The organism is Allotabrizicola aquatica (SeqCode), assembly GCF_965194375.1.
Lineage (GTDB): Bacteria > Pseudomonadota > Alphaproteobacteria > Rhodobacterales > Rhodobacteraceae > Tabrizicola_A > Tabrizicola_A aquatica.
Genome location: NZ_CBDAEL010000005.1, coordinates 69,925 through 94,299 on the forward strand (window position 1 = coordinate 69,925; position 24,375 = coordinate 94,299).

The window sequence follows — 24,375 nt, forward strand, 5'->3', positions numbered from 1 at the left end:
CCATGGGGAGGCGCGTGATGGAGCTGTCAGAGGCCGATCGAAAAGGTTTGGTGCGCGAAAGCTACCGGATGGACGGGATCACGCTTGGTGAATGCCAGTCGATCTTCATCGACTGGGCGCTGTCGGTGCCGGTAGATGTGGACACGGCCGAGGCGCTGCGCAGCCTTCTGGCGCATTACATGCCCGGCAATGAAAGCCACCCGATGACCTCGGTCCTGACCGAGGCGCTGGTGGCTCCTGCCGCCCCGCGCCGCAAAGGCGGGCGCATGGGGCGCGTTGGCGCCTGAGGGCGCGCTGGGGTGAAGCCCCCCCTAGGGTCGCAAACTGGCCGCCTCGCGCGCCAAGGCTTCAATCCCCGCCCAATCGCCTGCGGCCATTTTGTCTTTGGGACACACCCAAGAGCCGCCGACACACAGGATGTTCGGTAAGCCCAGATAATCTTGGGCATTTTTCAGGCTGATGCCCCCCGTCGGGCAAAACTTCACCTGCGGGATCGGCGATCCGATAGACTTCAGATAGCCCGCCCCGCCCGCCTGTTCGGCGGGAAAGAACTTTTGCACCGTGTAGCCCCGTTCCAAAAGCGCCATGATCTCGCTCGCGGTCGCGGCACCGGGCAACAAGGGCAGATCATGCTCGGCGCAGGCGTCCAAAAGGCGCTCGGTCGCCCCGGGTGAGACGCCAAACATTGCCCCCGCCGCCTTGGCCGCTTTCACATCGGCTGGCGTCAAAAGCGTGCCCGCCCCGACAACGCCCCCCGGCACCTGAGCCATGGCGCGAATGGCCTCCAGCGCGCAAGCCGTGCGCAACGTGACCTCAAGCGCGGGCAATCCGCCTGCAACCAAGGCGCGCGCCAAAGGTGCGGCATGGGCCAGATCTTCCACCACGATCACTGGCACCACAGAGGCAAGGCGGCAATACTCGGCGGCTTTCAGCGATTGTTGAGCGGGGGTCATAGCTTCCTCAAAGGGTGGTCAAGCGGACAGGGCAGGAGCGCTCCGCGCGGGGAGTATTTAAGACCAAGATGAAAGGGGCGGCGGTTTCATCTTGGCCCAAATACTCCCGCCGGAGGCGAAGGTCGGGCAGATGCGGTGCGTGGGGCAGGTTCACACCACCACCGCCGCGCCGGTTTCAGCGGTGCCGACGTTGCGGCGGAAGGGTTCGAACAATTCCCGACCGATGCCAAAGCCATTGGCCGACAGGTCAGGTTGGGCGGGCACACGTGTTGAGAGGTCGGCCTTGACCTCCAGCGTCCCCACCACGGCGTCGAGCCTGATGAGATCGCCATCTTGCAACTTTGCCAAGGGGCCGCCGCAAGCCGCCTCGGGCGAGACGTGAATGGCGGCGGGCACTTTGCCCGATGCCCCTGACATCCGCCCATCGGTGACCAGCGCCATTTTCAAACCGCGATCTTGCAGAACCGTCAAAAGCGGTGTCAGCGTGTGCAACTCGGGCATGCCATTGGCCTGAGGGCCTTGAAAGCGCACCACGACCACGGTGTCCGTGGTGAATTCCCCCGCCTTGAACGCCGCCTTGACCGCATCTTGATCGTGGAAAATCCGCGCAGGGGCCTCGATCACATGGCGTTCCGGGGCAACGGCGGAGACCTTGATCACCCCGCGCCCCAGATTGCCCGACAGCTGCCGCAAGCCACCCGTGGGCTGGAACGGATCGACGGCTGGCCGCACAATCTTGTCGTTCAGGCTCGCGCTTGGCCCTGCCGACCAGACCAGACGGCCCGCGTCAAGTTTTGGTTCTTGGCGGTAGGCCTCAAGCCCGTCGCCCGCCACGGTCTTGGCATCGGGGTGCAAGAGCCCGGCGTCCAGAAGCTCTCCGATCAGGAATTGCAGACCTCCGGCGGCGTGGAAGTGGTTCACATCGGCCAGACCATTCGGGTAGACCTTGGCCATCAAGGGCACCGCGGCTGACAGATCGTCAAAATCAGCCAAGTCCAAAACCACGCCTGCCGCCCGCGCCATCGCGGGCAGGTGCAGGACAAGGTTGGTGGACCCGCCCGTCGCCATCAGCCCGACGATGCCGTTGACAAAGGCGCGTTCGTCCAAGATCTCGCCCGCCGGGCGATAGTCATTGCCCAGCGCGCTGATGTCGGCCGCGCGGCGCACCGCCTGCACTGTCAGCGCCTCACGCAAGGGGGTGCCGGGGTTGACAAACGAAGCACCCGGCAGGTGCAGCCCCATCACCTCCATCAGCATTTGGTTGGTGTTGGCGGTGCCGTAAAAGGTGCAGGTGCCCGGCCCGTGATAGCTTGCCATTTCCGCCGCCATCAGCTCTTGGCGCGTCGCCTTGCCCTCGGCGTAAAGGTTGCGCACGCGCGCCTTCTCGTCATTTGGCAGACCAGACATCATCGGCCCCGCCGGCACAAAGATCGCAGGGATATGGCCAAAGGTTGCCGCCGCCATCACAAGGCCGGGCACAATCTTGTCGCAGACACCAAGGTAGAGGCTGGAGTCAAAGGTGTTGTGGCTCATCGCCACGCCCGCCGCCAAGGCGATTACATCGCGCGAAAAGAGCGACAGCTCCATTCCCGGCTGGCCTTGGGTCACCCCGTCGCACATCGCCGGAACCCCACCCGCCACCTGCGCCGTGGCCCCCACCTCGCGCGCGGCGGCGCGGATCAGTTTGGGGTAATCTTCAAACGGCTGATGGGCCGAGAGCATGTCATTATAGGCGGTGACGATGCCGATATTGGGCGCGCGCCCTGCGGCAAGCTCGGTCTTTTGCGCCCCCATGGCCGCATAGGCATGGGCCTGATTGCCACAGGCCAGATGCCCACGCGCAGGTCCTGCGCGCCCCGCAGTTGCGATCCGCGCAAGGTAAGCGCTGCGTGTCGCCTCGGATCGGGCGCGAATGCGGTCAGTGACCCGGGCGATGGTCGGATGAAGCGTCATGGCTCCTCGCTGAATGTGGCGGGCCCGCGCAGGTGCTGGGCTGATTTGGGCCGTTGCTTAGCACAATATGTTAGCGCTAACAAGTGCGGCGCCGAATTGGTTAAGCCAAGACCCAACCTTAAGCATGGAGCAGCATGGCAAAGCGGACCACGCCCCGCAAGGGGCCGGGTGGCCCGCATGCGCGAAACCGACACGGCCCGACCGGTAAATTCCCTGAAATCGACCGACGCCGGGCGCAAAGCGGCCATATTTACCCGGCATTCAGCAAGATAACCGTTTTGGGATGATCTTGTGAGGATAGGCCCATGATCTCGATGCGTTCTTTTGCTCTGCTCTGTGCTGCCCTGTCGCTTTCGGCCTGCGTCTCGGCCACCGCACCAGCCAGCCGCGCGGCGATGCCTGCTGGCGACCTTGCCGCCGCCAATTCGCAATCCACGGGCCAGATCGACACTTTGATCGACAGCTCAACCGTCGCTCTCGTCGTTCGCGGGCCGGGGGCATCCTATGACATCGAAGCGATTCGCATCCTTGTGCCACCCAGCCTGACGGTGTCTGAGGCCAACACCTTCAAACCGCGCGCCGATATCGTTTGGCGTGGGGATGTGCTGGGTGACCGGCATGCCCAAGTGACCGCGATCTTCCAAGAGGCGATGACGCTGGGCACGGCCTCGGTGCAAACGGGTCGCAAGGCTGATCTTGAGATTGAGGTTACCCGCTTTCACGCGCTGACCGAAAAGACCCGCTACACCTTTGGCGGCATGCACGAGATGCGCTTTGTCCTGACCCTGCGCGACAGTGCCACTGGTCAGGTTCTCGATGGCCCCCGCGAAATCGTGGCTGATATCAAGGCTTCTGGCGGTGCGGCGGCCATTGCCGAAGAGCAGGCTGGTCGGACCCAGCGCGTGGTGACGGTGGAACGGTTGGCGCAGGTGATCCGCCAAGAACTCTCGGCCCCGCAGCGCAATGAGATGATTATCTCCCGCCTGCAAACCGCCCCGGCCCCCTTGGCTGACTGACGCGGCCGACTAAGCGGCTTTTCGCAGCGCGGGAAACAGGTTAAGGGGGGGGCATGATGACCTCTCCTTCCTCCGATGATGACCCCGCCCCGAAGGGCCGAGCAGTGGTTCGGCTGAAACCCAAAGCCGAAGCCCGCGCCATCCGCCACGGCTTTCCTTGGGTCTATGCTGATGAGCTGGTCACCGACCGGCGCACCCAAAGCCTTGCGCCCGGCGCGCTGGCGGTGCTGGAAGATGGGGAACGCAGGCCCTTGGGCCTTGTTACCGTCAACACCAAATCCAAGATCATTGCCCGGATGCTGGATCGCGACCCCGAGGCGGAGATTGACCAGAGCTGGTTCGAAACCCGTCTGGTCCGCGCACTTGCGCTGCGGGCGCGGCTGTTCGATGCGCCGTTTTACCGGCTGATCCATGCCGAGGCTGACGGGCTGCCCGGCGTGGTCATTGATCGCTTTGGCGATACCGCGGTGATCCAGCCGAATGCGGCTTGGGCCGAGGCGCATCTGTCGGCGCTGGTCGCCGCGCTGCAAACGGTGACGGGTGTCACCCGTGTGGTCAAGAACGGCACGGGCCGTGCGCGAGGCTTGGAAGGTCTGGCTGAGGAGACGGCACTTCTTGCAGGCCAGATCGATGCGCCGATCCCGGTGCCGATGAACGGGGCCACCTATATGGCTGATGTCATGGGCGGCCAGAAAACGGGTCTCTTTTATGACCAACGGCCGAACCATGCCTTTGCCGCCCGCCTTGCCCGCGACGCGGCGGTTCTGGATGTGTTTTCCCATGTCGGCGGCTTTGCTTTGGCCGCTTTGGCCGGAGGCGCGGCCAGCGCGCTGGCCGTCGACGCCTCGGCCGCCGCTTTGACGCTGGCGGGGCAGGGGGCGGAAGCCTCGGGCTTTGCTGACCGCTTTACCACCCGCCAAGGCGATGCCTTTGACGTGCTGGAGGCTTTGGGGGCCGAAGGCGCGCGCTTTGATCTGGTGATTTGCGATCCGCCTGCCTTTGCGCCCGCAAAACCCGCGCTGGAGGCGGGTTTGCGCGCCTATGAACGCATTGCGCGGCTGGCAGCCCCCCTTGTGGCGCCCGGCGGCTATTTGGTCTTGTGCTCGTGCAGCCATGCCGCTGATCTTGCGTCCTTCCGCAACGCCTCGGCCCGCGGCATTGGCCGTGGCGGGCGGCGCGGGCAGATCATCCACACCGGCTTTGCGGGGCCCGATCACCCGATCCTGCCGCAGCTGGCGGAAAGCGGCTATCTCAAGTCGCTGGTCTTCCATCTGGATGGCTGATCCCCGTCTCCTCGTCCGACTGCGTCGGCTCGTCGGCAGCCCCGACGAGACGCGCCAGCGTCCGAGGAGGGAAATGTGAAGGCCGTTCTCGACGCCTGTGTGCTGTTTCCCACCGTGTTGCGGGAAATCCTGCTGGGTGTCGCCGCGCGCGGGCTTTATCAGCCGGTCTGGTCTGACCGCATTTTGCGGGAATGGGTGCGCGCCACTGCCAAGCTGGGCCCCGAGGCCGCGATGGAGGCCGAAGCGCAGGCCACGCTGGCTCGCCTTGCCTTTCCGTCCGCGATGCAGCGCGAGCAGCCCAATATCGAGGCCCGGCTTTACCTGCCCGATCCCAATGATATCCATGTGCTGGCCGTGGCGATTTCGGCCCATGCCGATGCCATCATCACCTTCAACGCGGCAGATTTCCCAAGGCCGGTTCTGGCCGACGAAGGGCTGGTCCGGCTCGATCCTGACCAGCTTTTGTGCCAGATTCACGCCCATCACCCCAGCGAGGTGGCGCAGGTGGTGACAAATGTCCATGCCACGGCCGAGCAGATGCTGGGCGAGGTGATCCCCCTGAAATCCTTGATTAAACGCGCGCAGTTGCGCCGGTTGTGCAAGGCCTTGGAGCTGCCGCCTGACGCCTAGACAAGCGCGCCTTACCCCGAAACCGTCCCCCAGCGCGCCTCATTCGCCTCAATCGCGGCGATGCGCTCGGGCGCATGGGGGTGGCTGCGCAGCCAGACCGGAATCCCAGCCCCGCGCGCGCCAGTCAGCGCCTCAAGCTTCACGAACAATGACTTTTGCGGCGCGGTGCTGATCCCGGCCTTGACCAAAAGCGCGCTGGCATAGGCATCCGCCTCAAACTCGTCGCGCCGCGACAGGCGGGCCATGAGGGCGGTGGAAATGAGATTGGCAACCCAGATGCCGATAAAGGGCAAAAACCGGTTCAAGAACGCCGAAAGGATCACGAAAACCGCATTCTGCCCGGTGAAATCAATCATCCGTCGCCGGATATGCCCCAGCGCCACATGGCCCAACTCATGCGCGATGACCGAGGCCAGCTCTTCGCTTGTCACCTCGCCCCGCGCCCGCGCGGCCAGAAACCCGCGCGTCAGGAAAATGCGCCCATCGGGTGCTGCCAGCCCGTTCACCGCGTCCATCTCGAACACATAGACCTTGATCGCCTCAAGATCCAAAGCCCGCGCCAGACGTTTGGCCAATGCGCTGATCTCGGCATCAACCAAGGGTTTGGATTGGGCATCCAACATGCGCTTGGTCTGCCAGACCGAAAAGCGCAGCATCAAAAGGCCGTAGCCGATGGCAAGCAGGAGAGGGGCGAGTTTCAACAGCATGTGGGGGAATATGGGGCGTCGGGGCGGTTAGGGAAAGGGGGCATCACGGGGCTGTCGCATGGCTGTGATCAGCCAGCCCCCCAGCCCAGCCGCGACTGCGCCTGCCGCCAAGAACCCAAGGATCGAACTTGCAAAGTCGCTGGCGGCCGTCAGATTGCCCGCAAAACCATAGCCGATGCTGGTGTAAAGCCCGACCCAGATCGCCTCGCCCGTGATCCCGGCCAGCGAAAAGCGCAGCCAGCCAAAACCGATCGCCCCTGTCGCAAGGTTGGCATAGGGTCCAAGCGGGCTGAATAGCCAGCGTGACAGGAACACCGCCAGCACCCCACGCCGCGTGACAAAGGCGGTGGCGCGGGCCAAGAGGGCGGCGCGCCGTTTGCCATGTGACAGCCGCGCCAGCATCGGCGCACCGCCCAGCTTTGCCGCCCAATATCCCAGTTGATCGCCCAGAACTGCCCCCAGCAGCGCAGCACCCAGCACCTGCCACAGGTCCAGATCCCCTGCCGCCGCAAAGCCCCCTGCCGTCAGCATCACCAGCGACGCAGGCATGGGCAGCGCAAGGCAGGACAGGAAGGTGACCGCCGCCACCAGCCAGACGCCATGCGTTGGCACCGCCGCAAGGAGTGCGTCAATCATCGCCGGTTGTCCGCTCGGCCGCCTCATCTGCTGCAAGCACGGCCAGCGCGGCTTCGACGCGCGCGATGATCTCGGCCAAGGCCACGCCCTCATCGGTAGCAATCTTGGCCAGCGTGCGCGGACCCTCACCCGCCGGGGGAAGGGCGGCCAAGGCAACCAGTTCTGTGGCCGAGACCTGCCAACTGCGCGCGATATAGCGCGGCGTCATCCAGCCCTGAACCTGTTGGTTCTGATGCGCTGCGGTCGACCAATAGACCACCTGCACACCAAAGCGGACGGCAAAGGCCAGCATGATCACCACGGCCAGTACAAAGCCCGTGGTCAAAACCGGATGGCGGCGCCAGACCTTCATCGCAACTCTTTGATGCCGCGCGCGATGCCTTCCAGTGTCATCGGCACCATGCGGTTTTGAAAGATGTCACCGATCAGTCGGATCGACTGGGTGTAGGACCAATGCGCCTCGGGCACCGGGTTGATCCACAGATGGTTTGGCCATTGCGTGCAGGCCCGGTTCAGCCAGACCTGACCAGCCTCGGGGTTCCAATGCTCATTGGCGCCACCGGGGTGGAGGATCTCATAAGGGCTCATGCTGGCATCGCCGACAAAGATGCATTTGTAATCCGCACCATAGGTGCGCAGCACCTCAGCGGTTAGGGTCTGCGCGTTCCAGCGCCGGGCGTTGTCGCGCCAGACCCCTTCATAGAGGCAGTTGTGGAAGTAGAACGGCACCAGATGCTTGAACTCGGACCGCGCGGCGCTGAAGAGTTCCTCCATGACCTTGATGTAAGGGTCCATGCTGCCGCCCACATCAAGAAACAAAAGCACCTTCACCGCATTGCGCCGCTCGGGCCGGGTTTGGACATCCAGCCAGCCATGCTCGGCGGTGGCGCGGATGGTGCCGTCCAGATCAAACTCCTCCGCCGCCCCGTCACGCGCCCATTTGCGCAAGCGGCGCAAAGCCACCTTGATATTGCGGGTGCCAAGCTCAACCGTGTCATCGAGATTGCGAAACTCGCGCTTGTCCCAAACCTTGACCGCGCGCTGGTGGCGGCTTTGGTCTTGGCCGATCCGCACGCCTTCGGGATTGTAGCCATAGGCGCCAAAGGGGCTGGTGCCAGCGGTGCCGATCCACTTGCTGCCGCCCTGATGGCGGCCCTGCTGCTCGGCCAGCCGCTGCTTTAGCGTCTCCATCAACTTGTCAAAGCCGCCCAAAGCCGCGATCTGCGCTTTTTCTTCCGCCGTCAGGTGTTTTTCGGCCAGCTTTTCCAGCCAGTCCCCGGGCAGATCAATCGCCTCCAGCACCTCGGCGTCCGAGATGGCCTCAAGCCCCTTGAAGGCCTTGGCAAAGGCGCGGTCATAGCGGTCAAGGTGGCGTTCGTCCTTCACCATGGCGGTGCGGCCAAGGTAGTAGAACCCCTCGGGCTCATAGGTCACAAGCCCGGCCTGCAGACCTTCCAGAAAGGCCAGATATTCGCGCAACGACACCGGCACCCCTTCATCGCGCAAGGCAAGGAAGAAGGGCAGAAACATCGCGCTACTGCCCGGCGCGGTCGAAGTAGATGGTGACGAACAGCGCCAGAAGCATCAAGGGAATCGCATGGGCGGCCCCGTATTGCGCCATGTCCAAACCTTTGCCGCCGCGCCGTTTGGCGCGCCAAGCCCCAAGGGCTGCGCCCACCACCAGCGCCACCAGCACCAAGACAGGAATATACACCGCTCCGACCCCTTTTTTCTTGCGGGGCCGAAGCGTTATCCGCCCCTTAGCCCCCGCGCCGACCGCGCGCGCCAAGGGCGGCCACCTCGGCCATCCGCGCGCGCACCTGCGCCTCCGGCCCAAAGCCATAGCGCGCCCATCCCAGACTGTCGAGACGCATGGCGCGGGCCTCGGCCACCTTGCCTTGGGCGTCAAGCGCCTCGGCCTTGAGAAGCATCAAGGTTGCCAGAAGGGCGGCATTTTGCGACTGCCGGACCACCGGAATCGCCCGGTCGGCAAACTGCACGGCTTGCCCGGGTTGGCCGTTGGACAGCGCTACGGCAGCCAATTGCATATCGACATGCGCGCCATGCACCTGCCCGCCGGGCAAGGTGCGATAGATCTCGGCGGCGCGGGTAAAGGCGCGCACGGCGGCCTCGGGGTTCGAGGTGACTTGCGCGCGACCCAAGGCGTAATGCGAAAACGCCATGCGCCCATCGCGCCAGCCTTGGGCATTGGCGATCGAAACCATGCGCTCAGCCGCCGCTTTCGCAGCGCCGCCGCGCGAGCCAAAGCTCTGTTCCACAGCCTGCACCCATGAGCGTGGTGCCACGGATTTCAACTGTCCCCCGCGCCCCTCGCCGCCGGGGTTCAGCCGTGCCAACATTGCTGGCAGGCGCCGCGCCACTTCGGCCTCGTTCATCCCCGACTGCAGGTCTGGCGCATAAAACGCCCGCAGGATCAGCATGTCGAACCCGGTCAGGACGGTGTGGAAATTGTCGTCGTTAAAGACGGAATCGGGCAGGTGATAGAGGTCGTTCAACGGGCCGATGGCCTGTGCCAACTCTTCATGCAGGCAATCTCGCACCTCTTGGGTGCTGGTGTCGGACGGGATGACAATGACCACACGCTCGCGCCGGGTGAGCTGTGTCCAGTCCACCTGTGCGGTGCCACGCGCGCTTTTGTAATCGGCGAAAGAGCTGACCCCCGGGACCACGAAACAGGCCGCCGTCGGAACCGCCCGACGCATCTGGGCGCGTGGGACGAAATCGATGGTGATGGCGGCAGGCTGATCCGCGCCGACCGTCCGGATATTCAGCCCCGCCTCGTTGCGCAGGCGGGCCAGAAGGTTGGACAATTCACCCGCGGCAAGGTTCGGCATCTCGCCCCGCACGCCGACGGTGATCGCGCCTTCAAAGCGGCTCAGCACCGCAATGGCGCGCCCACTTTCCATGCGAAAGGCCAGATCCAGAAAGTCGCGCGCCATTTCGGTGTTCGACCGTTCGGCCCGGATGGGTGAGGCCATACCAAAGGGCGAAGCGGAGCCGCCTTCGGCAAAGCTGCGACCATCAAGCGCGGCGCTTTTGGTGACTTCGGCGCCCGGCATAGGCGCACAGGCTGTGATAAGGCACAGGGCAAGGGCTGAAATACGACGCATGGCTTGGCAGCTAAACCACTAATAAGGCGGGGTTTCCCCCGGATGAAAAGGCAAGGCATCGCGCCACCCCGCACCCGGCCGGTTCAGCGCCCTTGGGTTGGATGCCCCCGCATCCGCCCCAAGGGCTGGTCTGATCCGGGCAAGGCCCGTTCCGTCGCCACACCCCGAAACCCTGGTGCAAAATGACACCAAAGCCTCTTAGGGACCGAAGGCCGGACGCAATCCCCACCGCGACCTGCCTCATTTCGTGCCGTTTCTGTTTCGGTCTGGTCTAAGCCCGCGTCGAGCAGTGCCGCGTGCAGAGCCTTTTGCCGCGCTGACATCGACCGGTGAACCCCACCGGGATGCCCGCCCCCACCGCAAGCGGCAGGGTGGCGAAAAACTGAAAAACCGTTCCCGAACCTTAAACGTCACATGAGACAAGACAACATGTTCGCAGTGTCGTTAAAGGGGCAGGTTCATGTCAATCTTGCGGATTTTTCACCCAATGGCGCTGTCTACCCATGGATAGGTGATCGGCCGGAAACGCCAGATATACCCCGGGTCCATCGCAATATGTTTCATAATATTACAAAAATTGCAATTGCGTGAATGAATTATGTCAAGACTATGGCTAAATACTGGCAGAATCGCCCGATTCGTAGAAATCACTGCGACAAAAGTGCTGGGGTCGAGCGATCCGCGTGTCGGCGGCAACAAAGGCCTGCGTCGCGAATGGCCCAAGTTGGCCGCAATTGACGGGCGGCGCAGGGACGTTTTCATCCGTCGCGACAGCCCGCCCTTCGCGACACAGGCCGCCTTAGCCGCGCCCCGAGCGTGACAGGAAGGCCAGCCGCTCAAACAGCTGCACATCCTGCTCGTTCTTCAACAGCGCCCCATGCAGACGGGGCAGACTGTGCTTGCCCTCACGCCGCAACTCCTCGGGCCCAAGGTCTTCGGCGAGGATCAGTTTCAGCCAGTCCAGCACTTCCGAGGTTGAGGGCTTTTTCTTCAGCCCCGGCGTCTCGCGCAGCTCGAAAAACTGGGTCAAGGCGGTGGTCAGCAGCGCCTCTTTGATGGCCGGGAAGTGCAGTCGTACGATCTGGGCCAGAACCTGCGGTTCCGGAAAGCGGATGTAGTGGAAGAAACAACGGCGCAAAAACGCGTCCGGCAGTTCCTTTTCGTTGTTCGAGGTAATGATGACCACAGGCCGGTTGACCGCGCGCACCGTCTCGCCGGTCTCGTAGACGTGAAACTCCATCCGGTCGAGTTCTTGCAAAAGGTCGTTTGGAAACTCGATATCGGCCTTGTCGATCTCGTCGATCAACAGCACCACGCGGGCAGGGGCATCGAACGCCTGCCAGAGTTTTCCCTTCTTGATGTAGTTGCGCACCTCATGCACCCGCGCCTCGCCCAACTGGCTGTCGCGCAGGCGGCTGACGGCGTCATATTCGTAAAGACCCTGTTGCGCTTTGGTTGTGGATTTGATGTGCCACTCAATCAGGGGCATATTCAGGGATGCCGCCACCTGACGCGCAAGCTCGGTCTTTCCGGTGCCCGGCTCGCCCTTCACCAAGAGCGGGCGCTGCAACGTGACGGCAGCATTGACGGCCACCGCAAGGTCATCGGCGGCGACATAGGACGAGGTGGAGGAAAATTTCATAATCAGATCAAGGCCCTGCGTTTGTGCTTGGCCACAAGCTATCTGCACAGGGATTTTGTCGCAACCGCTAGTGACAAGGCCCCTGCTTTGGGCTATTGCACCGCCCAATCCGAGCGACGCTATGGGTTTCAAGTTATTACACCCCATCCCGCCGCGAGGTTCGCAAGATTGGAGAGTGCTGCCATGAAAGCCGAAGCGTTTTTGTCCGATGATTACAGGCCGGCTGAGGACGAGCCTTTCATGAATGATCGGCAGCTTGAGTATTTCCGCCGCAAGCTTCTGGTGTGGAAGCACGAGCTTCTTGAGCAGTCAAACGAGACCATCGAAAACCTGCAAGACAGCGGCCGTTCGGTGCCCGACATTGCCGACCGCGCGTCAGAAGAAACCGACCGCGCGCTGGAACTACGGACCCGTGACCGTCAGCGCAAGCTGGTGTCCAAGATCGACGCCGCCCTGCGCCGGATCGACGAGGGTGAATACGGCTATTGCGAAATGACCGGTGAGCCGATTAGCCTGAAACGGCTGGATGCACGCCCCATCGCCACCATGACGCTTGAGGCACAGGAAAAGCACGAGCGCCGCGAAAAGGTGCACCGCGACGATTGATCGCCGCTTGCGGGGCTTGTGCCGGGCGGGATGTGAGAGGATGCTGAAGCCGGGCCCATGAGGTCCGGCTTTGCTGTTCAGGGGCTCGGGGATGCAGGCGCGCGAGGTCACGGTTCTGGGCGCAGGGGTGGCCGGGCTGACCGCCGCCCTCGCACTGGCCAAGCGCGGCTTTGGCGTCACCGTTCTGGAGCAGGCCGATGCGATCCGCGAAGTGGGCGCGGGGCTGCAGATCAGCCCCAATGCCGCCGTTGTGTTGCAGGCCTTGGGCCTTGGCCCAGAGCTAGACGCAGTCAAAGGGCGCGCCCGCGCGGTCCAGCTGTGCGACGGGCTGACGGGCGAGACGGTCTTGCGCATGGATCTCGCCCGCCTGCGCCCCGGTCACAGCTATCATTTCGTCCACCGCGCCGATCTTATTGCCATGCTGGCCGCTGCTGTGCGCGCCGCAGGCGTGCAGATCCGGCTTTTGCAGCAGATTGAAACGGTCGATCTCAGCGGCCCGCGTCCCCTGCTGGTGACGGCGCAAGGGGCCGAGATGGAGACCGATCTTCTGGTCGGCGCGGATGGGTTGAAATCCAAAACCCGCGCGGCGTTGAACGGGGCGGCGCAGCCCTTTTTCACCCGTCAGGTTGCTTGGCGCGCGCTGGTGCCCGAAACCCCCGGCGCAGATCCGGTGGCCGAGGTGCATATGGGCCCTGGCCGCCATCTGGTGAGCTATCCTTTGCGCGGCGGGCAGTGGCGCAACATCGTTGCGGTCGAAGAGCGCAAGGCTTGGGTCGAAGAGGGCTGGGCGCTGCGCGATGACCCCATTGAAATGCGGCTGGCTTTTGAGCGGTTCAGCCCCCGGGTGCGTGGCTGGCTTGAGCAGATTGAGGATGTGCATCTGTGGGGCCTTTTCCGCCATCCGGTGGCCGAAGCTTGGGCCCGCGTCATGCCGCAGGGCGCGGCCGTGATCTTGGGCGATGCGGCGCATCCGACGCTGCCCTTTCTGGCGCAAGGTGCGGCCATGGGGATCGAGGACGGCTGGACCTTGGCCGATCATTTGGCGCGATTGCCGCTGGATCAGGCCTTGCCGCGCTGGCAAGCGCTCCGCCGCCCGCGCTGTGCGCGGATCGTGGCGGCGGCCAATGGCAATGCGCGGGCCTATCACCTGTCCGGGCCGATGCGCGGGTTGGCGCATCTGGGGCTGAAGCTGGGGGGGTGGGCCTATCCGGGATTTGCGCTGTCGCGGTTTGATTGGCTTTACGGCCATGACGTGACCCGCCAGACATGAAAAACCCGGCCAAGGGGGCCGGGTCTGGTGGTGCAGGCTTGGGCTTGTCCCTTAGGCGGTGACGGTCACGGGCGCGCAGACCAGTTCCATGCCGCCGGCATAGATCACCTCAGAGCCTTCAAAGCGCAGGGTGACAAAGCGCACTTCGGATAGGATGTCGCCGCGGATGAATTCCCCGTCACACAGCCGTGTCGCCGGGATCATTGCTTCGGCCTTGCCGTAAAGTGCCTTGGCGCGCCAATCGCGGATCACGATGGGTTGGTTCGGGGCGACGACCATCTCTTCGGTCGGGCGACCCACGCCAAGACTGTCGCGCGAGATGGCCACGACGCGGGCGTTTTCAACGCGCGTCACTTCGACCTGCACCACTTTGCGCATCCCGTTGCGGGTGATGACCCGGTCGCCGGGCATGATGAATTCTACAGGGAGGTCACCGTCCAGCGTCAACACCGGGGTGCCAAGGGCGAGGCCTGCTTCGGTGAAAATCTCTTGCGCGCCGGAGTCGGGTGCGAACTGAGCCTGAGCGAGATGTGCCATGTGCAAAATCCTGTGTCCGTCAGCGCCCCCGCATGGCGTCCTGTTTTGCGCTCAAATGTGGCGAGATTGGGGTTTGGACGTGCCCTTTTCGCGGTCATTTCGCACCGCTCCACGATCTGATCCTGCACAGGTCGAAAAAGACCGCCTTTTTGCTCTCGCATCCCCGCGCGGGGCTTGCTAAAAGCGCGGCGGTTCGGGGCTTGCCCTGAGCGCACCGGGCCAGTCAGGCCGCCTGCAGGGCAGGGGGCCGGTCACCGGGACATAGCGGGTGTGGCGAAATTGGCAGACGCACTGGATTTAGGTTCCAGCGCCGTAAGGCGTGGGGGTTCAAGTCCCTCCACCCGCACCATGTCCTGCCCTGAAAGGCGCCCTGATGTGCCGTGGCGCGCGATCTGCGGACCATGCGCGATTCAGGGTTGATCCCCATCCCCGGCGGCTCTAGACAGGCGCCAACGAATTTGGCCGCCCATGGGGCGGCCTCTCAGCTTGTGCGAGGACATGGAATGCAAGTCACCGAGACCCTGAAAGACGGCCTGAAGCGCGGCTACACCATCACGGTGACGGCTGCCGAGCTGGACGCCGAAGTGCAAAAGAAACTGATCGAGGCGCAGCCTGAGATCGAGATCAAGGGCTTCCGCAAGGGCAAGGTGCCGCTGGCAATCCTGAAAAAGCAGTTCGGTCAGCGCATGATCGGCGACGCGATGCAGGACGCCATTGATGGCGCGATGAAGGACCATTTTGACAAGACCGGCGACCGTCCGGCGCTGCAGCCCGAAGTAAAGATGGTGGGCGGCGATGCTTGGAAAGAAGGTCAGGATGTCGTGGTCGAGATGACCTACGAATGCCTGCCGCCGATTCCGGACGTGGACGCCTCCAAGATCAAGCTGGAGCGTCTGTCGGTGAAGGCTGACGATGCCGCCATTGATGAGGCGCTGAAGAATCTGGCCGGTTCCGCCCAGTCGTTTGAAGCCAAGAAGAAAGCCTCGAAGGCCAAAAAAGGCGATCAGGTTGTGATCGACTTCAAAGGCTCGGTGGATGGTGAGTATTTCGACGGCGGCGCTGGCGAAGATTACCCGCTGGTCCTTGGCTCGAACTCGTTCATCCCGGGCTTTGAAGATCAGTTGATCGGCACCAAAGCCGGCGACGAGGTCAAGGTCAACGTGTCCTTCCCCGAAGCCTATGGCGCAGCGCATCTGGCTGGCAAGGCGGCGGTGTTCGAATGCACCGTCAAGGAAGTGCGCGAGCCGAAGGAAGCCGAGATTGACGACGAGCTGGCCAAGAAATTCGGTGCCGAAGATCTGGCAGCGCTGAAGGGCCAGATCGCCGAGCGTCTGGAATCGGAATACAAAGGTGCTGCGCGCGCGGTGCTGAAGCGCAGCCTGCTCGACCAGCTGGATGCACAGGTCAAGTTCGACCTGCCCCCCGCCTTGGTCGAGGCCGAAGCGGCGCAGATCGCCCACCAGCTGTGGCACGAAGAGCACCCCGAGGTGCACGACCACAACCACGGCAGCGTCGCACCGACCGATGAGCACAAGAAACTGGCCGAGCGTCGCGTGCGCTTGGGTCTGGTTCTGGCCGAAGTGGGCCGCAAAGCTGAGGTCACCGTCACCGACGCCGAGATGACCCAAGCTGTGCTGGCCGCGGCCCGCCAGTATCCGGGCCAAGAGCGTGCCTTCTTCGAGTTTGTGCAGAAGAACGCCCAGATGCAGCAGCAGCTGCGTGCCCCGGTGTTTGAAGACAAGGTTGTCGATCACATCGTGGCCGGTGCCAAGGTGACTGACAAGGACATCTCGAAGGACGCTCTGCAAAAGCTGGTTGAAGCGCTGGACGATATGTAAGCGCCGCGCTGTCGCGCAAATTCGGGGTCGCGCCATGAGGCGCGGCCCCTTTTTCATGGCAGGTCCGGCGTAACGGGCCATTGAGGGGACGTGATGCGCAAGGACAGGCTGGACGGCGTGGGTCTGAGTGCACTTTTGGCGGTGGCGCTGTTGCTTGCCTTCAACCAGATCATCGTGAAAGAGGTCAATCAGGGCCTGCAACCGGTGTTCTTTGCGGGGCTCAGGTCCGCCCTTGCAGTGGCTTTTGTCTATGCCTTTCTGAAATGGCGCGGCCTGACGTCGCGCCTGCGACGGTCTGACCTTGTCCCGGGCGTTTTGATGGGCACCGTCTTTGCGGCCGAATTCCTGTGCCTTTTCATGGCGCTGGACCTCACTCTTGTCAGCCGTGCCTCGGTGATTTTCTATTCCATGCCGGTCTGGATGGGCCTCTTGGGCCATTTCTTCCTGCCCGGTGAGCGGCTGAACGGCATCCGGGCGCTGGGGCTTCTTTTGGCCTTTCTCGGCACGGCTTGGGCGATCTTCTCCCGGCCCGAAGGCGCGGGGGCGGCCAGCCTTTGGGGCGATCTCTTTGCACTGGGCGGCGCGTGGGGCTGGGCCGGCACGGCCTTCTTGGCGCGCAAGACCTCGTTGCGCGAATCCGGGCCCGAGGCGCAACTCTTTTGGATGGTCGCAGTCTCTGCCCCGATTCTCTTGGTAGTCTCGCCACTTTTCGGTCCTTTGATCCGCGATATTCAACCTGAACATTGGTTTTGGCTTCTCTTCCAATCCTCGGTTGTGGTCGCAGGCGGTTTTGTCGCATGGCTCTGGCTTTTGTCGGTCTATCCCACAACGACCGTGGCCAGCTTTTCCTTCCTAACCCCGCTCTTTGCGATTCTCTTGGGCTATATCTTGTATGGCGAACCGCTGACCTTGGCCTTGGCTGTGGCATTTCTGCTTGTGGCCTCGGGAATCATCCTGATCAACCGTCGACGCTAGAAAAACGCCCTCAAAACCTTTGAATCGTTGGGCAAGGCCGTCGAATTCCAGCGTTTTTCGCGGCTCTTCAGACCCGGTGTGAAGGCGGCTTTTGGCTGCCTTTTCGCCGGAGCGCCTTGTGTGGGACGCCACCCATAGCCAAGCATGCGCCCGTCAAGCACAAAATCTTGTGGTTGAGCCGCATTTTCCATTTGCCGCCTCCTCGCATTTACGACATTTTGACAAAGCCGCCTAAGGAACCACCATCCATAGTGGTCGAAGGCGTCAGGTCACCACAGTCACATTGCGCCGATCGGCGCGCAGTCCAATGCAGGCCAAGATGCAGCGGGCGGGTGAGTGTGGGACGGGCGTAGGGCGTAAAGGATCACAACTGGCAGGGGGAAAATCCCCGCCACACAGGGACGGAGACGGGGCATGAAGATCGAGCGGAAGTTTACCACGGCTGATGCTGGGGCATACGGGCAGATGGCGTTCCAACTGACCACATCGGAGATTCGCAATCCCGATGGTAAGATCGTGTTCCGCAACGAGGCGGTCGAAGTTCCCGCAGGCTGGAGCCAAGTCGCTTCGGACGTTCTTGCGCAGAAGTATTTCCGTAAAGCCGGCATCCCGGCGGCCTTGAAGCGCGTGAAGGAAAAGGGCGTGCCCGAATTCCTGTGGCGCTCGGTCGCGGATGAGGAGGCTCTGGCCAAGCTGCCGGCGGAAGAGCGCATCGTGGGCGAAACCAGCGCCAAGCAGGTGTTTGACCGTTTGGCCGGGGCTTGGGCCTATTGGGGTTGGAAGGGCGGCTATTTCTCGACCGAGGCCGACGCCAAATCCTATTACGACGAGATGCGGTTTATGTTGGCCCGCCAGATGGCGGCCCCGAACAGCCCGCAGTGGTTCAACACCGGCCTGCATTGGGCCTACGGCATCGACGGTCCGTCGCAGGGTCACTACTATGTCGATCACCAGACCGGCGTCTTGACCAAATCCTCCAGCGCCTATGAGCACCCCCAGCCGCACGCCTGCTTTATCCAGTCGGTCAAGGATGATCTGGTCGGCGACGGAGGCATCATGGACCTGTGGGTGCGTGAGGCGCGTCTGTTCAAATACGGCTCCGGCACCGGCACCAACTTCTCCTCCCTGCGCGGTGAGGGCGAAAAGCTGTCGGGCGGCGGCAAATCCTCGGGCCTGATGGGCTTCCTCAAGATTGGTGACCGCGCAGCGGGCGCCATAAAATCCGGCGGCACCACGCGCCGCGCGGCCAAGATGGTCATCGCCGACATGGACCACCCCGATATCGAAGCCTTCATCAACTGGAAGGTCATCGAAGAGCAGAAGGTGGCCTCGCTTGTCGCCGGATCCAAGGCGCATGAACTGCGTCTGAACGAGATTTTCACCGCCATTCGCCAGTGGGATGGCTCGGCCGAGGATTCGGTCGATCCCGCCAAGAACCCGGCTCTGAAGGCGGCGATCAAGTCTGCCAAGAAGGCCATGATCCCGGACACCTACACCAACCGCATTCTGCAATACGCAAAGCAGGGCTACACCAGCATCGAATTCCCCACCTATGACGTGGATTGGGATTCGGAAGCCTACATCACCGTCTCGGGCCAGAACTCGAACAACTCGGTCCGCGTGACCGACGCTTTCCTGAAGGCCGTGAAGGATGACGCCGAGTGGGCGCTCATTCGCCGCACTGATGGCAAGGTCGCCAAGACTGTCATGGCGCGCGAGCTCTGGGATCAGGTTGGCCACGCCGCCTGGGCCTGTGCTGACCCCGGCATCCAGTTCCATGATTCGGTGAACGCGTGGCACACCTGCCCGGAAGATGGGGCGATCCGCGGATCCAACCCCTGTTCGGAATACATGTTTCTGGACGACACCGCCTGCAACCTTGCGTCGATGAACCTTTTGACCTTCTTTGCGAACGGCAAGTTCGACGCAGAGTCGTATATCCACGCCTCGCGGCTTTGGACTGTCACCTTGGAAATCTCGGTGATGATGGCGCAGTTCCCCTCCAAGGAAATCGCGCAGCGTTCCTACGACTTCCGCACCCTCGGCCTTGGCTACGCCAACATCGGCGGCCTGTTGATGAACATGGGCCTGAGCTATGACAGCGACGAGGGCCGCGCGCTTTGCGGTGCCCTGACCGCGATCATGACCGGTGTCGCCTATGCCACCTCTGCCGAAATGGCCGCCGAACTTGGTGCCTTCTCGGGCTATGAGCGCAACAAGGCCCACATGCTGCGCGTCATCCGCAACCACCGCGCCGCCGCTTGGAGCAAGGCGAGCTATGAGTCGGTGAACGTCAATCCGGTGGCTCTCGATGCCGCCAACTGCCCGGATCAGACCCTTGTGACGCTGGCCCGTTCGGCCTGGGATGAGGCGCTGTCCTTGGGCGAAAAGCACGGTTTCCGCAACGCCCAGACCACCGTGATTGCGCCGACCGGCACCATCGGTCTGGTGATGGATTGCGACACTACCGGGATTGAGCCTGACTTTGCGCTGGTCAAGTTCAAGAAACTGGCTGGGGGTGGGTATTTCAAGATCATCAACCAGTCGGTTCCTGCGGCTTTGGAAAAGCTGGGATATTCGACCAGCCAAGCGGCTGAAATTGTGGCCTATGCAGTCGGCCATGGCTCCATCGGCAACTGCGCGGGCATCAACCCGACTGCGCTGATCGGCCACGGCTTTGGCCCGCGCGAATTGGAAAAGATCGAAACGGCGCTGCCCTCGGCCTTTGACATCCGCTTTGTGTTCAACCAGTGGACCTTGGGCGAAGAGTTCTGCACCCAAACGCTGGGCATCCCGGCTGAAAAGCTGAACGACCCGACCTTTGACCTTCTGCGCCACCTTGGCTTCACCAAGGCGCAGATCGACGCAGCGAATGACCACGTTTGCGGCACCATGACGCTGGAAGGCGCGCCGTTCCTGAAGGCCGAACACTATTCGGTCTTTGACTGCGCCAATCCCTGCGGCAAGAAGGGCACCCGCTATCTGTCGGTCAACGCCCATATCTACATGATGGCCGCCGCGCAGTCCTTCATCTCGGGCGCGATCTCCAAGACGATCAACATGCCGAACTCGGCATCGATCGAAGAAACGCTGGCCGCGTATGAGCTGTCGCATTCCTTGGGCATCAAGGCCAACGCGCTCTATCGTGACGGCTCCAAACTGTCGCAGCCTCTCGCGGCCGCGCTGATCGAAGATGATGAAGAGGCCGAGGAAATCCTCGCCTCCGGCTCGATGCAGGAAAAGGCCGCCGTTTTGGCCGAAAAGATCGTCGAGAAGATCATCATCAAAGAGATCATCCGCACCAACCGCGAAAAGCTGCCCGAGCGTCGCAAGGGCTACACCCAAAAGGCCATCGTCGGCGGCCACAAGGTGTATCTGCGTACCGGCGAATATGGCGACGGGCGTCTGGGTGAGATCTTCATCGACATGCACAAGGAAGGTGCGGGCTTCCGCGCCATGATGAACAACTTCGCCATCGCGGTGTCGGTTGGTCTGCAATACGGCGTGCCGTTGGAAGAGTTTGTCGAGGCCTTCACCTTCACCCGTTTTGAACCGGCGGGCATGGTTCAGGGCAATGACTCGATCAAGAACGCAACCTCGATCCTGGACTATATCTTCCGCGAACTGGCGATCAGCTATCTGGACCGCACCGATCTGGCCCATGTCAAACCCACCGGGGCTGCGTTCGACGATCTTGGTCGCGGCGATGACGAGGGCAAGCGCAACTTTGGCGAAGTGACGGATGGGGCGGCCTCGAAGTCGGTCGAACTTCTGAAGTCGATCTCCTCGACCGGCTATCTGCGCAAGCGTCTGCCGCAAGAGTTGATGGTGTTCCAAGGCGGCATCAATTCGGTCGGCGCCACGGCGCTGGCAGCGAGCGATACCGTCACCGCGCTGAACATGCTGGTGCCGGAAACCGCCCAAACCACCGTCAGCATGGCGACGGCGACGGCGATCTCGTCTGGCACTGTCTCGATGGACGCCCGCACCAAGGCCAAGATGCAAGGCTATGAGGGCGATCCCTGCGGCGAATGCGGCAACTACACGCTGGTCCGCAACGGGACCTGCATGAAGTGCAACACCTGTGGTGGGACGTCCGGCTGCAGCTAAGCAGCGGCTGATATCTCTACGAACCGGGGCCCCATTGTGGGCCCCGGTTTCGTTTTGTCCTTGCGCCTGCGCGTGGATGGGGCAGGCTGACCCACAGGAGGCCAGCCATGTCTGATGACGCGAGCCCAACCCAAAACATCCGCGACAGTCTGCTTGTGCCTGCCATGGTATTGGCTGGCATGGCCGTGGGGCTTGTGGCCCATTTTGCCGGGCAGGGGGAGATTGCCCTTTGGGGCTATGGGCTGGTCTATCTTGCCGGCGGGCTGCCCGCAGGCTGGCAGGCGCTGCAAAGCCTGTTCCGTGACCGGATCCTAGATATCGATCTTCTCATGGTGCTTGCCGCGCTGGCAGCCGCCCTTGTCGGCGCGCCGATGGAAGGGGCGATCCTTCTAACGCTGTTTGCCATTTCCCAAACGCTGGAACGCCGCGCCATGGGCCGGGCGCGCCGGGCGGTTGAGGCGCTGATGGCACTGCGACCGGACACCGCCCTCGTGCGGCGCGGGGATGTGGTGGCCGAAGTGCCCGCCGAAAGCCTGACCCCGGGCGATGTGGTGGTCTTGCGTCCCGGCGCACGGGTGCCGGTGGATGGCGTCGTCGTGGCGGGCGAGGGGCTTTTGGATGAGGCCACGCTGACCGGCGAGTCTGAGCCGCAGCACAAAGGCCCGGGGGCTGCGTTGCACGAGGCGACGGTGAACCTCAACGGCGTGCTTGATATGGAGGTGACGCGGGGGCTTGCTGACAGCACCGTCGCCCGCATGATCCGTCTGGTGACCGAAGCGCAGGCCGCCCGCGCCCCGTCGGAACGGTTTTCGGAATGGTTCGGGCAGCGCTACACCGTGGCGGTGCTGCTCGGGTCGGTCGCGGCCTATCTTGGGCTTTTGTGGTGGGGCCTGCCGCATCAAACCGCACTTTACCGCGCCGCCACGCTGATGGTGGCCGCCAGCCCCTGCGCCATTGTGATTTCCGTCCCGGCGGCCATCTTGTCGGCCCTGTCGGCGGCGGCGCGGGGCGGGGTCTTGTTCAAGGGCGGTGCGGCGCTCGAAACCTTGGCCGAGGTGAAGTCCTTTGCCTTCGACAAGACCGGCACCCTGACCACGGGCCGCGCCGAAGTGGCGCGGATCGTCTCGCCTGACATGTCCGAAGACGCGTTCGTGCAGCTTTTGGCCGGGCTTGAGGCGCAGTCCGAACACCCGATCGCCGCCGCCATCCGGCGCGAGGCAGAGCGGCGCGGGCTGGCGATCAAGGAGATGCCCGACATCCGATCCCTGCCGTCCGAAGGCATTGTCAGCGGGCAGGGCGATGCCGCGTTATGGGCCGGAAATCCCCGTCTTGCCAAGACGATGGGGGCTGATCCTGAAGTGGCTTGGCTTGCCGAAATCCGCGCCGAAAATCGCACCGTCATCTATCTTGGCCAAGGCCCGCGTGTGATGGGCGCGGTGTCCGTCGCCGATCAACCACGCCTGACCTCTGCCGCCGCCATCGCCGCTTTGCGCCAAAACGGGGTGCAGACGATTGCCATGATGACCGGAGACCGTCGCCCTGTGGCCCTGCGCATCGGGGCTGAACTTGGCATCCGCCCTGACGAAATCCACGCTGACCTTTTGCCCGCCGACAAGGTGGATCTGGTCGCCCAACTGGCCGCAGGCGGCAAGCTGGCCTTTGTCGGCGATGGGGTGAACGATGCCGCCGCCCTGGCGCGGGCGGATGTCGGCATTGCGATGGGGGTGGCGGGCAGCGAGGTGGCCTTGCAGGCCGCCGATGTGGCCTTTCTCGCCGAAGATATGGGGCGGCTGGCAGACGCCCACCGCCTGTCGCGCCGCGCCGCGCGGATCATCCGGCAAAACCTGATCTTCGCGATGAGCGCGATGGCGGTGCTTGTGGTCGGCGCGCTGGCGTTTGAACTGCCCTTGCCGGTGGCGGTGATCGGGCATGAGGGCGGCACGCTTTTGGTGGTTCTGAATGGCCTGCGGCTCCTCAACGATCCCATCCGCAGGGGCAGAAATCCCGCTTGACGGCCTTTGCCCCTCTGGTCAGGTTAACCGAAACAAGAGGCGCACATGGATTTCACCCATTTCCTGTCCAGCCACATGCTGGACCCAAGCGTGGGCGGCAAACGGCTCTATCAGACCGTGGTCGAACAGGCGGTTCACGCCGAAGCTTGTGGCTATGACGGGGTGGGCATCCCCGAACACCATCTGGTCAATATCCTTCTGATCCCGTCGCCCTTGCAAATGGCGGTCAAGATTGCGGCCCACACCAAACGGGTCAAGCTGGTGACCTCGATCTGCCAATTGCCGATCCGTGACATGCGGGTGTTCGCGGGCGAGGTGGTGCAGGCGCAGGCGCTTTGCGAGGGGCGGTTGATGCTGGGGGTCGGTAAGGGGGCTTTCGGGTTTGAGACCGCGAGGCTCGATGTGCCGATCGAGGCGACGAAAGAACACTTTGACGAGGCGCTGCAGGTGCTTGAGGCGCTTCTGACCAAGGAGGAGGTCAGCTGGCAGGGCAAGCATTACAACTTCGACCCCCTGACCATCATGCCGCGGCCCGAAGACCCGATCCCCCTGATGCTCGGTGTCATGGCCCCTCCCGCGATCAAGGCGGCGGCGGCCAAAGGGTATCATGTGCAAACCACGCCCCTCTCGGCAACGCATGGTGTGTTGGAAAGCCAAGTCGAGGCCTTTTTCCGAGGCCGTGCGCAAAATCCAGCGGCCACCAACCGGCTTTACCTGCAGCGCGGGGTCTTCCTTGTCCATTCACAGGCCGAACGCCAGCGCATGGTGGAAACCGCGCATCGCTATTACGCCAGTTTCGACAATGTCTTTGGCGGTCCCGGCATCGTGGACAAGGGCATCATCCGCCCGCTGCCCCGCGCCCAGACGGCTGAAGAGCTGGGCCAGAATATCCTGATCTGCGAGCGGCAGGAGATGATCGACAGGCTGTCCCACTATGCCGAGTTGGGGATTGATGAGGTCATCGCGACCTCGGTCTTTGGACAAGACCAACAGGCCACTTTGGACATGATGTCGGCCCTGTCGGCCGAGGTCATGCCGCATCTCAGAACCACACAGCGAAAGGTTTGACCCGTGCC

The 24,375-nt window shown here is 63.1% G+C and carries 22 protein-coding genes and 1 tRNA gene; 12 read left to right on the forward strand and 11 right to left on the reverse strand.

Annotated features, from left to right (window positions below):
• Positions 1-2: 2 nt before the first annotated feature.
• Entirely contained in the window at positions 3-287 is a 285-nt protein-coding gene (locus AC72UB_RS08770; protein ID WP_505189427.1) for a hypothetical protein, read from the forward strand.
• 24 nt (positions 288-311) lie between these two features.
• Here AC72UB_RS08770 and AC72UB_RS08775 read toward each other — a convergent pair whose 3' ends face one another.
• Together AC72UB_RS08775 and edd are read right to left on the reverse strand one after the other, a co-directional pair.
• Positions 312-953 (reverse strand): bifunctional 4-hydroxy-2-oxoglutarate aldolase/2-dehydro-3-deoxy-phosphogluconate aldolase, encoded by a 642-nt coding sequence (locus AC72UB_RS08775; RefSeq protein WP_505189428.1) that lies wholly within the window; start codon positions 951-953, stop codon positions 312-314.
• Positions 954-1,103: 150 nt separating this feature from the next.
• The gene (edd, locus tag AC72UB_RS08780) at positions 1,104-2,906 is read right to left on the reverse strand and encodes a phosphogluconate dehydratase (RefSeq protein ID WP_505189429.1); all 1,803 of its coding nucleotides are present in this window, start codon (positions 2,904-2,906) and stop codon (positions 1,104-1,106) included.
• A gap of 305 nt (positions 2,907-3,211) precedes the next feature.
• Here edd and AC72UB_RS08785 point away from each other — a divergent pair, with 305 nt between their 5' ends.
• The 3 genes from AC72UB_RS08785 (at position 3,212) to AC72UB_RS08795 (ending at position 5,835) form a co-directional block, all read left to right on the forward strand.
• Positions 3,212-3,922 carry a DUF6778 family protein gene (locus tag AC72UB_RS08785; RefSeq protein ID WP_505189430.1) on the forward strand — a complete coding sequence of 237 codons (711 nt, stop codon included), beginning with the start codon at positions 3,212-3,214 and terminating at the stop codon, positions 3,920-3,922.
• A 56-nt stretch (positions 3,923-3,978) separates the two neighbouring features.
• Positions 3,979-5,205 (forward strand): RSP_2647 family RNA methyltransferase, encoded by a 1,227-nt coding sequence (locus AC72UB_RS08790; protein ID WP_505189431.1) that lies wholly within the window; start codon positions 3,979-3,981, stop codon positions 5,203-5,205.
• 75 nt (positions 5,206-5,280) lie between these two features.
• Positions 5,281-5,835 (forward strand): RSP_2648 family PIN domain-containing protein, encoded by a 555-nt coding sequence (locus tag AC72UB_RS08795; protein WP_505189432.1) that lies wholly within the window; start codon positions 5,281-5,283, stop codon positions 5,833-5,835.
• 11 nt (positions 5,836-5,846) lie between these two features.
• Here AC72UB_RS08795 and AC72UB_RS08800 read toward each other — a convergent pair whose 3' ends face one another.
• The 7 genes from AC72UB_RS08800 to AC72UB_RS08830 form a co-directional block, all read right to left on the reverse strand.
• Positions 5,847-6,539 (reverse strand): M48 family metallopeptidase, encoded by a 693-nt coding sequence (locus AC72UB_RS08800; protein ID WP_505189511.1) that lies wholly within the window; start codon positions 6,537-6,539, stop codon positions 5,847-5,849.
• Positions 6,540-6,569: 30 nt separating this feature from the next.
• Positions 6,570-7,178 carry a DedA family protein gene (locus AC72UB_RS08805; protein WP_505189433.1) on the reverse strand — a complete coding sequence of 203 codons (609 nt, stop codon included), beginning with the start codon at positions 7,176-7,178 and terminating at the stop codon, positions 6,570-6,572.
• Complete coding sequence (locus tag AC72UB_RS08810; protein WP_505189434.1) at positions 7,171-7,530, reverse strand: hypothetical protein; 360 nt, start codon at positions 7,528-7,530, stop codon at positions 7,171-7,173. The genes AC72UB_RS08805 and AC72UB_RS08810 overlap by 8 nt, the downstream gene beginning before the upstream one ends.
• Complete coding sequence (locus AC72UB_RS08815; protein ID WP_505189435.1) at positions 7,527-8,708, reverse strand: vWA domain-containing protein; 1,182 nt, start codon at positions 8,706-8,708, stop codon at positions 7,527-7,529. Before AC72UB_RS08815 ends, AC72UB_RS08810 begins: the two co-directional genes overlap by 4 nt.
• A gap of 4 nt (positions 8,709-8,712) precedes the next feature.
• The gene (locus AC72UB_RS08820; protein WP_505189436.1) at positions 8,713-8,892 is read right to left on the reverse strand and encodes a hypothetical protein; all 180 of its coding nucleotides are present in this window, start codon (positions 8,890-8,892) and stop codon (positions 8,713-8,715) included.
• Positions 8,893-8,938: 46 nt separating this feature from the next.
• Entirely contained in the window at positions 8,939-10,309 is a 1,371-nt protein-coding gene (locus AC72UB_RS08825; protein WP_505189437.1) for a DUF2927 domain-containing protein, read from the reverse strand.
• Positions 10,310-11,108: 799 nt separating this feature from the next.
• The gene (locus AC72UB_RS08830) at positions 11,109-11,951 is read right to left on the reverse strand and encodes an AAA family ATPase (RefSeq protein WP_505189438.1); all 843 of its coding nucleotides are present in this window, start codon (positions 11,949-11,951) and stop codon (positions 11,109-11,111) included.
• A gap of 183 nt (positions 11,952-12,134) precedes the next feature.
• Between AC72UB_RS08830 and dksA the strand changes: the two genes are divergently transcribed.
• Positions 12,135-12,557: an RNA polymerase-binding protein DksA gene (dksA, locus tag AC72UB_RS08835; protein WP_505189439.1), complete on the forward strand. Its 423-nt coding sequence runs from the start codon at positions 12,135-12,137 to the stop codon at positions 12,555-12,557.
• Between the two features lie 91 nt (positions 12,558-12,648).
• On the forward strand, positions 12,649-13,827 hold the full coding sequence (locus AC72UB_RS08840) for an FAD-dependent oxidoreductase (RefSeq protein WP_505189440.1): 1,179 nt from the start codon (positions 12,649-12,651) through the stop codon (positions 13,825-13,827).
• 51 nt (positions 13,828-13,878) lie between these two features.
• On the opposite strand, the gene AC72UB_RS08845 is transcribed toward AC72UB_RS08840, so the two are convergent.
• Positions 13,879-14,364: a Hint domain-containing protein gene (locus AC72UB_RS08845; RefSeq protein WP_505189441.1), complete on the reverse strand. Its 486-nt coding sequence runs from the start codon at positions 14,362-14,364 to the stop codon at positions 13,879-13,881.
• A 264-nt stretch (positions 14,365-14,628) separates the two neighbouring features.
• Between AC72UB_RS08845 and AC72UB_RS08850 the strand changes: the two genes are divergently transcribed.
• The 3 genes from AC72UB_RS08850 to AC72UB_RS08860 all read left to right on the forward strand — a co-directional run bounded on the left by AC72UB_RS08850 (position 14,629) and on the right by AC72UB_RS08860 (position 17,177).
• Positions 14,629-14,713 (forward strand) — tRNA-Leu (locus tag AC72UB_RS08850).
• 154 nt (positions 14,714-14,867) lie between these two features.
• Positions 14,868-16,202, forward strand: coding sequence for a trigger factor (tig, locus tag AC72UB_RS08855; protein ID WP_505189442.1), 1,335 nt, complete (start codon positions 14,868-14,870; stop codon positions 16,200-16,202).
• Between the two features lie 93 nt (positions 16,203-16,295).
• Positions 16,296-17,177, forward strand: coding sequence for a DMT family transporter (locus tag AC72UB_RS08860; protein ID WP_505189443.1), 882 nt, complete (start codon positions 16,296-16,298; stop codon positions 17,175-17,177).
• On the opposite strand, the gene AC72UB_RS08865 is transcribed toward AC72UB_RS08860, so the two are convergent.
• The gene (locus AC72UB_RS08865; protein ID WP_505189444.1) at positions 17,174-17,368 is read right to left on the reverse strand and encodes a hypothetical protein; all 195 of its coding nucleotides are present in this window, start codon (positions 17,366-17,368) and stop codon (positions 17,174-17,176) included. The genes AC72UB_RS08860 and AC72UB_RS08865 overlap by 4 nt on opposite strands.
• Before the next feature lie 223 nt (positions 17,369-17,591).
• Here AC72UB_RS08865 and AC72UB_RS08870 point away from each other — a divergent pair, with 223 nt between their 5' ends.
• The 3 genes from AC72UB_RS08870 (at position 17,592) to AC72UB_RS08880 (ending at position 24,367) form a co-directional block, all read left to right on the forward strand.
• Entirely contained in the window at positions 17,592-21,287 is a 3,696-nt protein-coding gene (locus tag AC72UB_RS08870) for a vitamin B12-dependent ribonucleotide reductase (protein WP_505189445.1), read from the forward strand.
• Between the two features lie 107 nt (positions 21,288-21,394).
• A complete protein-coding gene (locus tag AC72UB_RS08875) occupies positions 21,395-23,299 on the forward strand; it encodes a heavy metal translocating P-type ATPase (RefSeq protein WP_505189446.1) in 1,905 nt (634 codons plus the stop codon).
• Between the two features lie 45 nt (positions 23,300-23,344).
• Positions 23,345-24,367 carry an LLM class flavin-dependent oxidoreductase gene (locus tag AC72UB_RS08880; protein WP_505189447.1) on the forward strand — a complete coding sequence of 341 codons (1,023 nt, stop codon included), beginning with the start codon at positions 23,345-23,347 and terminating at the stop codon, positions 24,365-24,367.
• Positions 24,368-24,375: the final 8 nt, after the last annotated feature.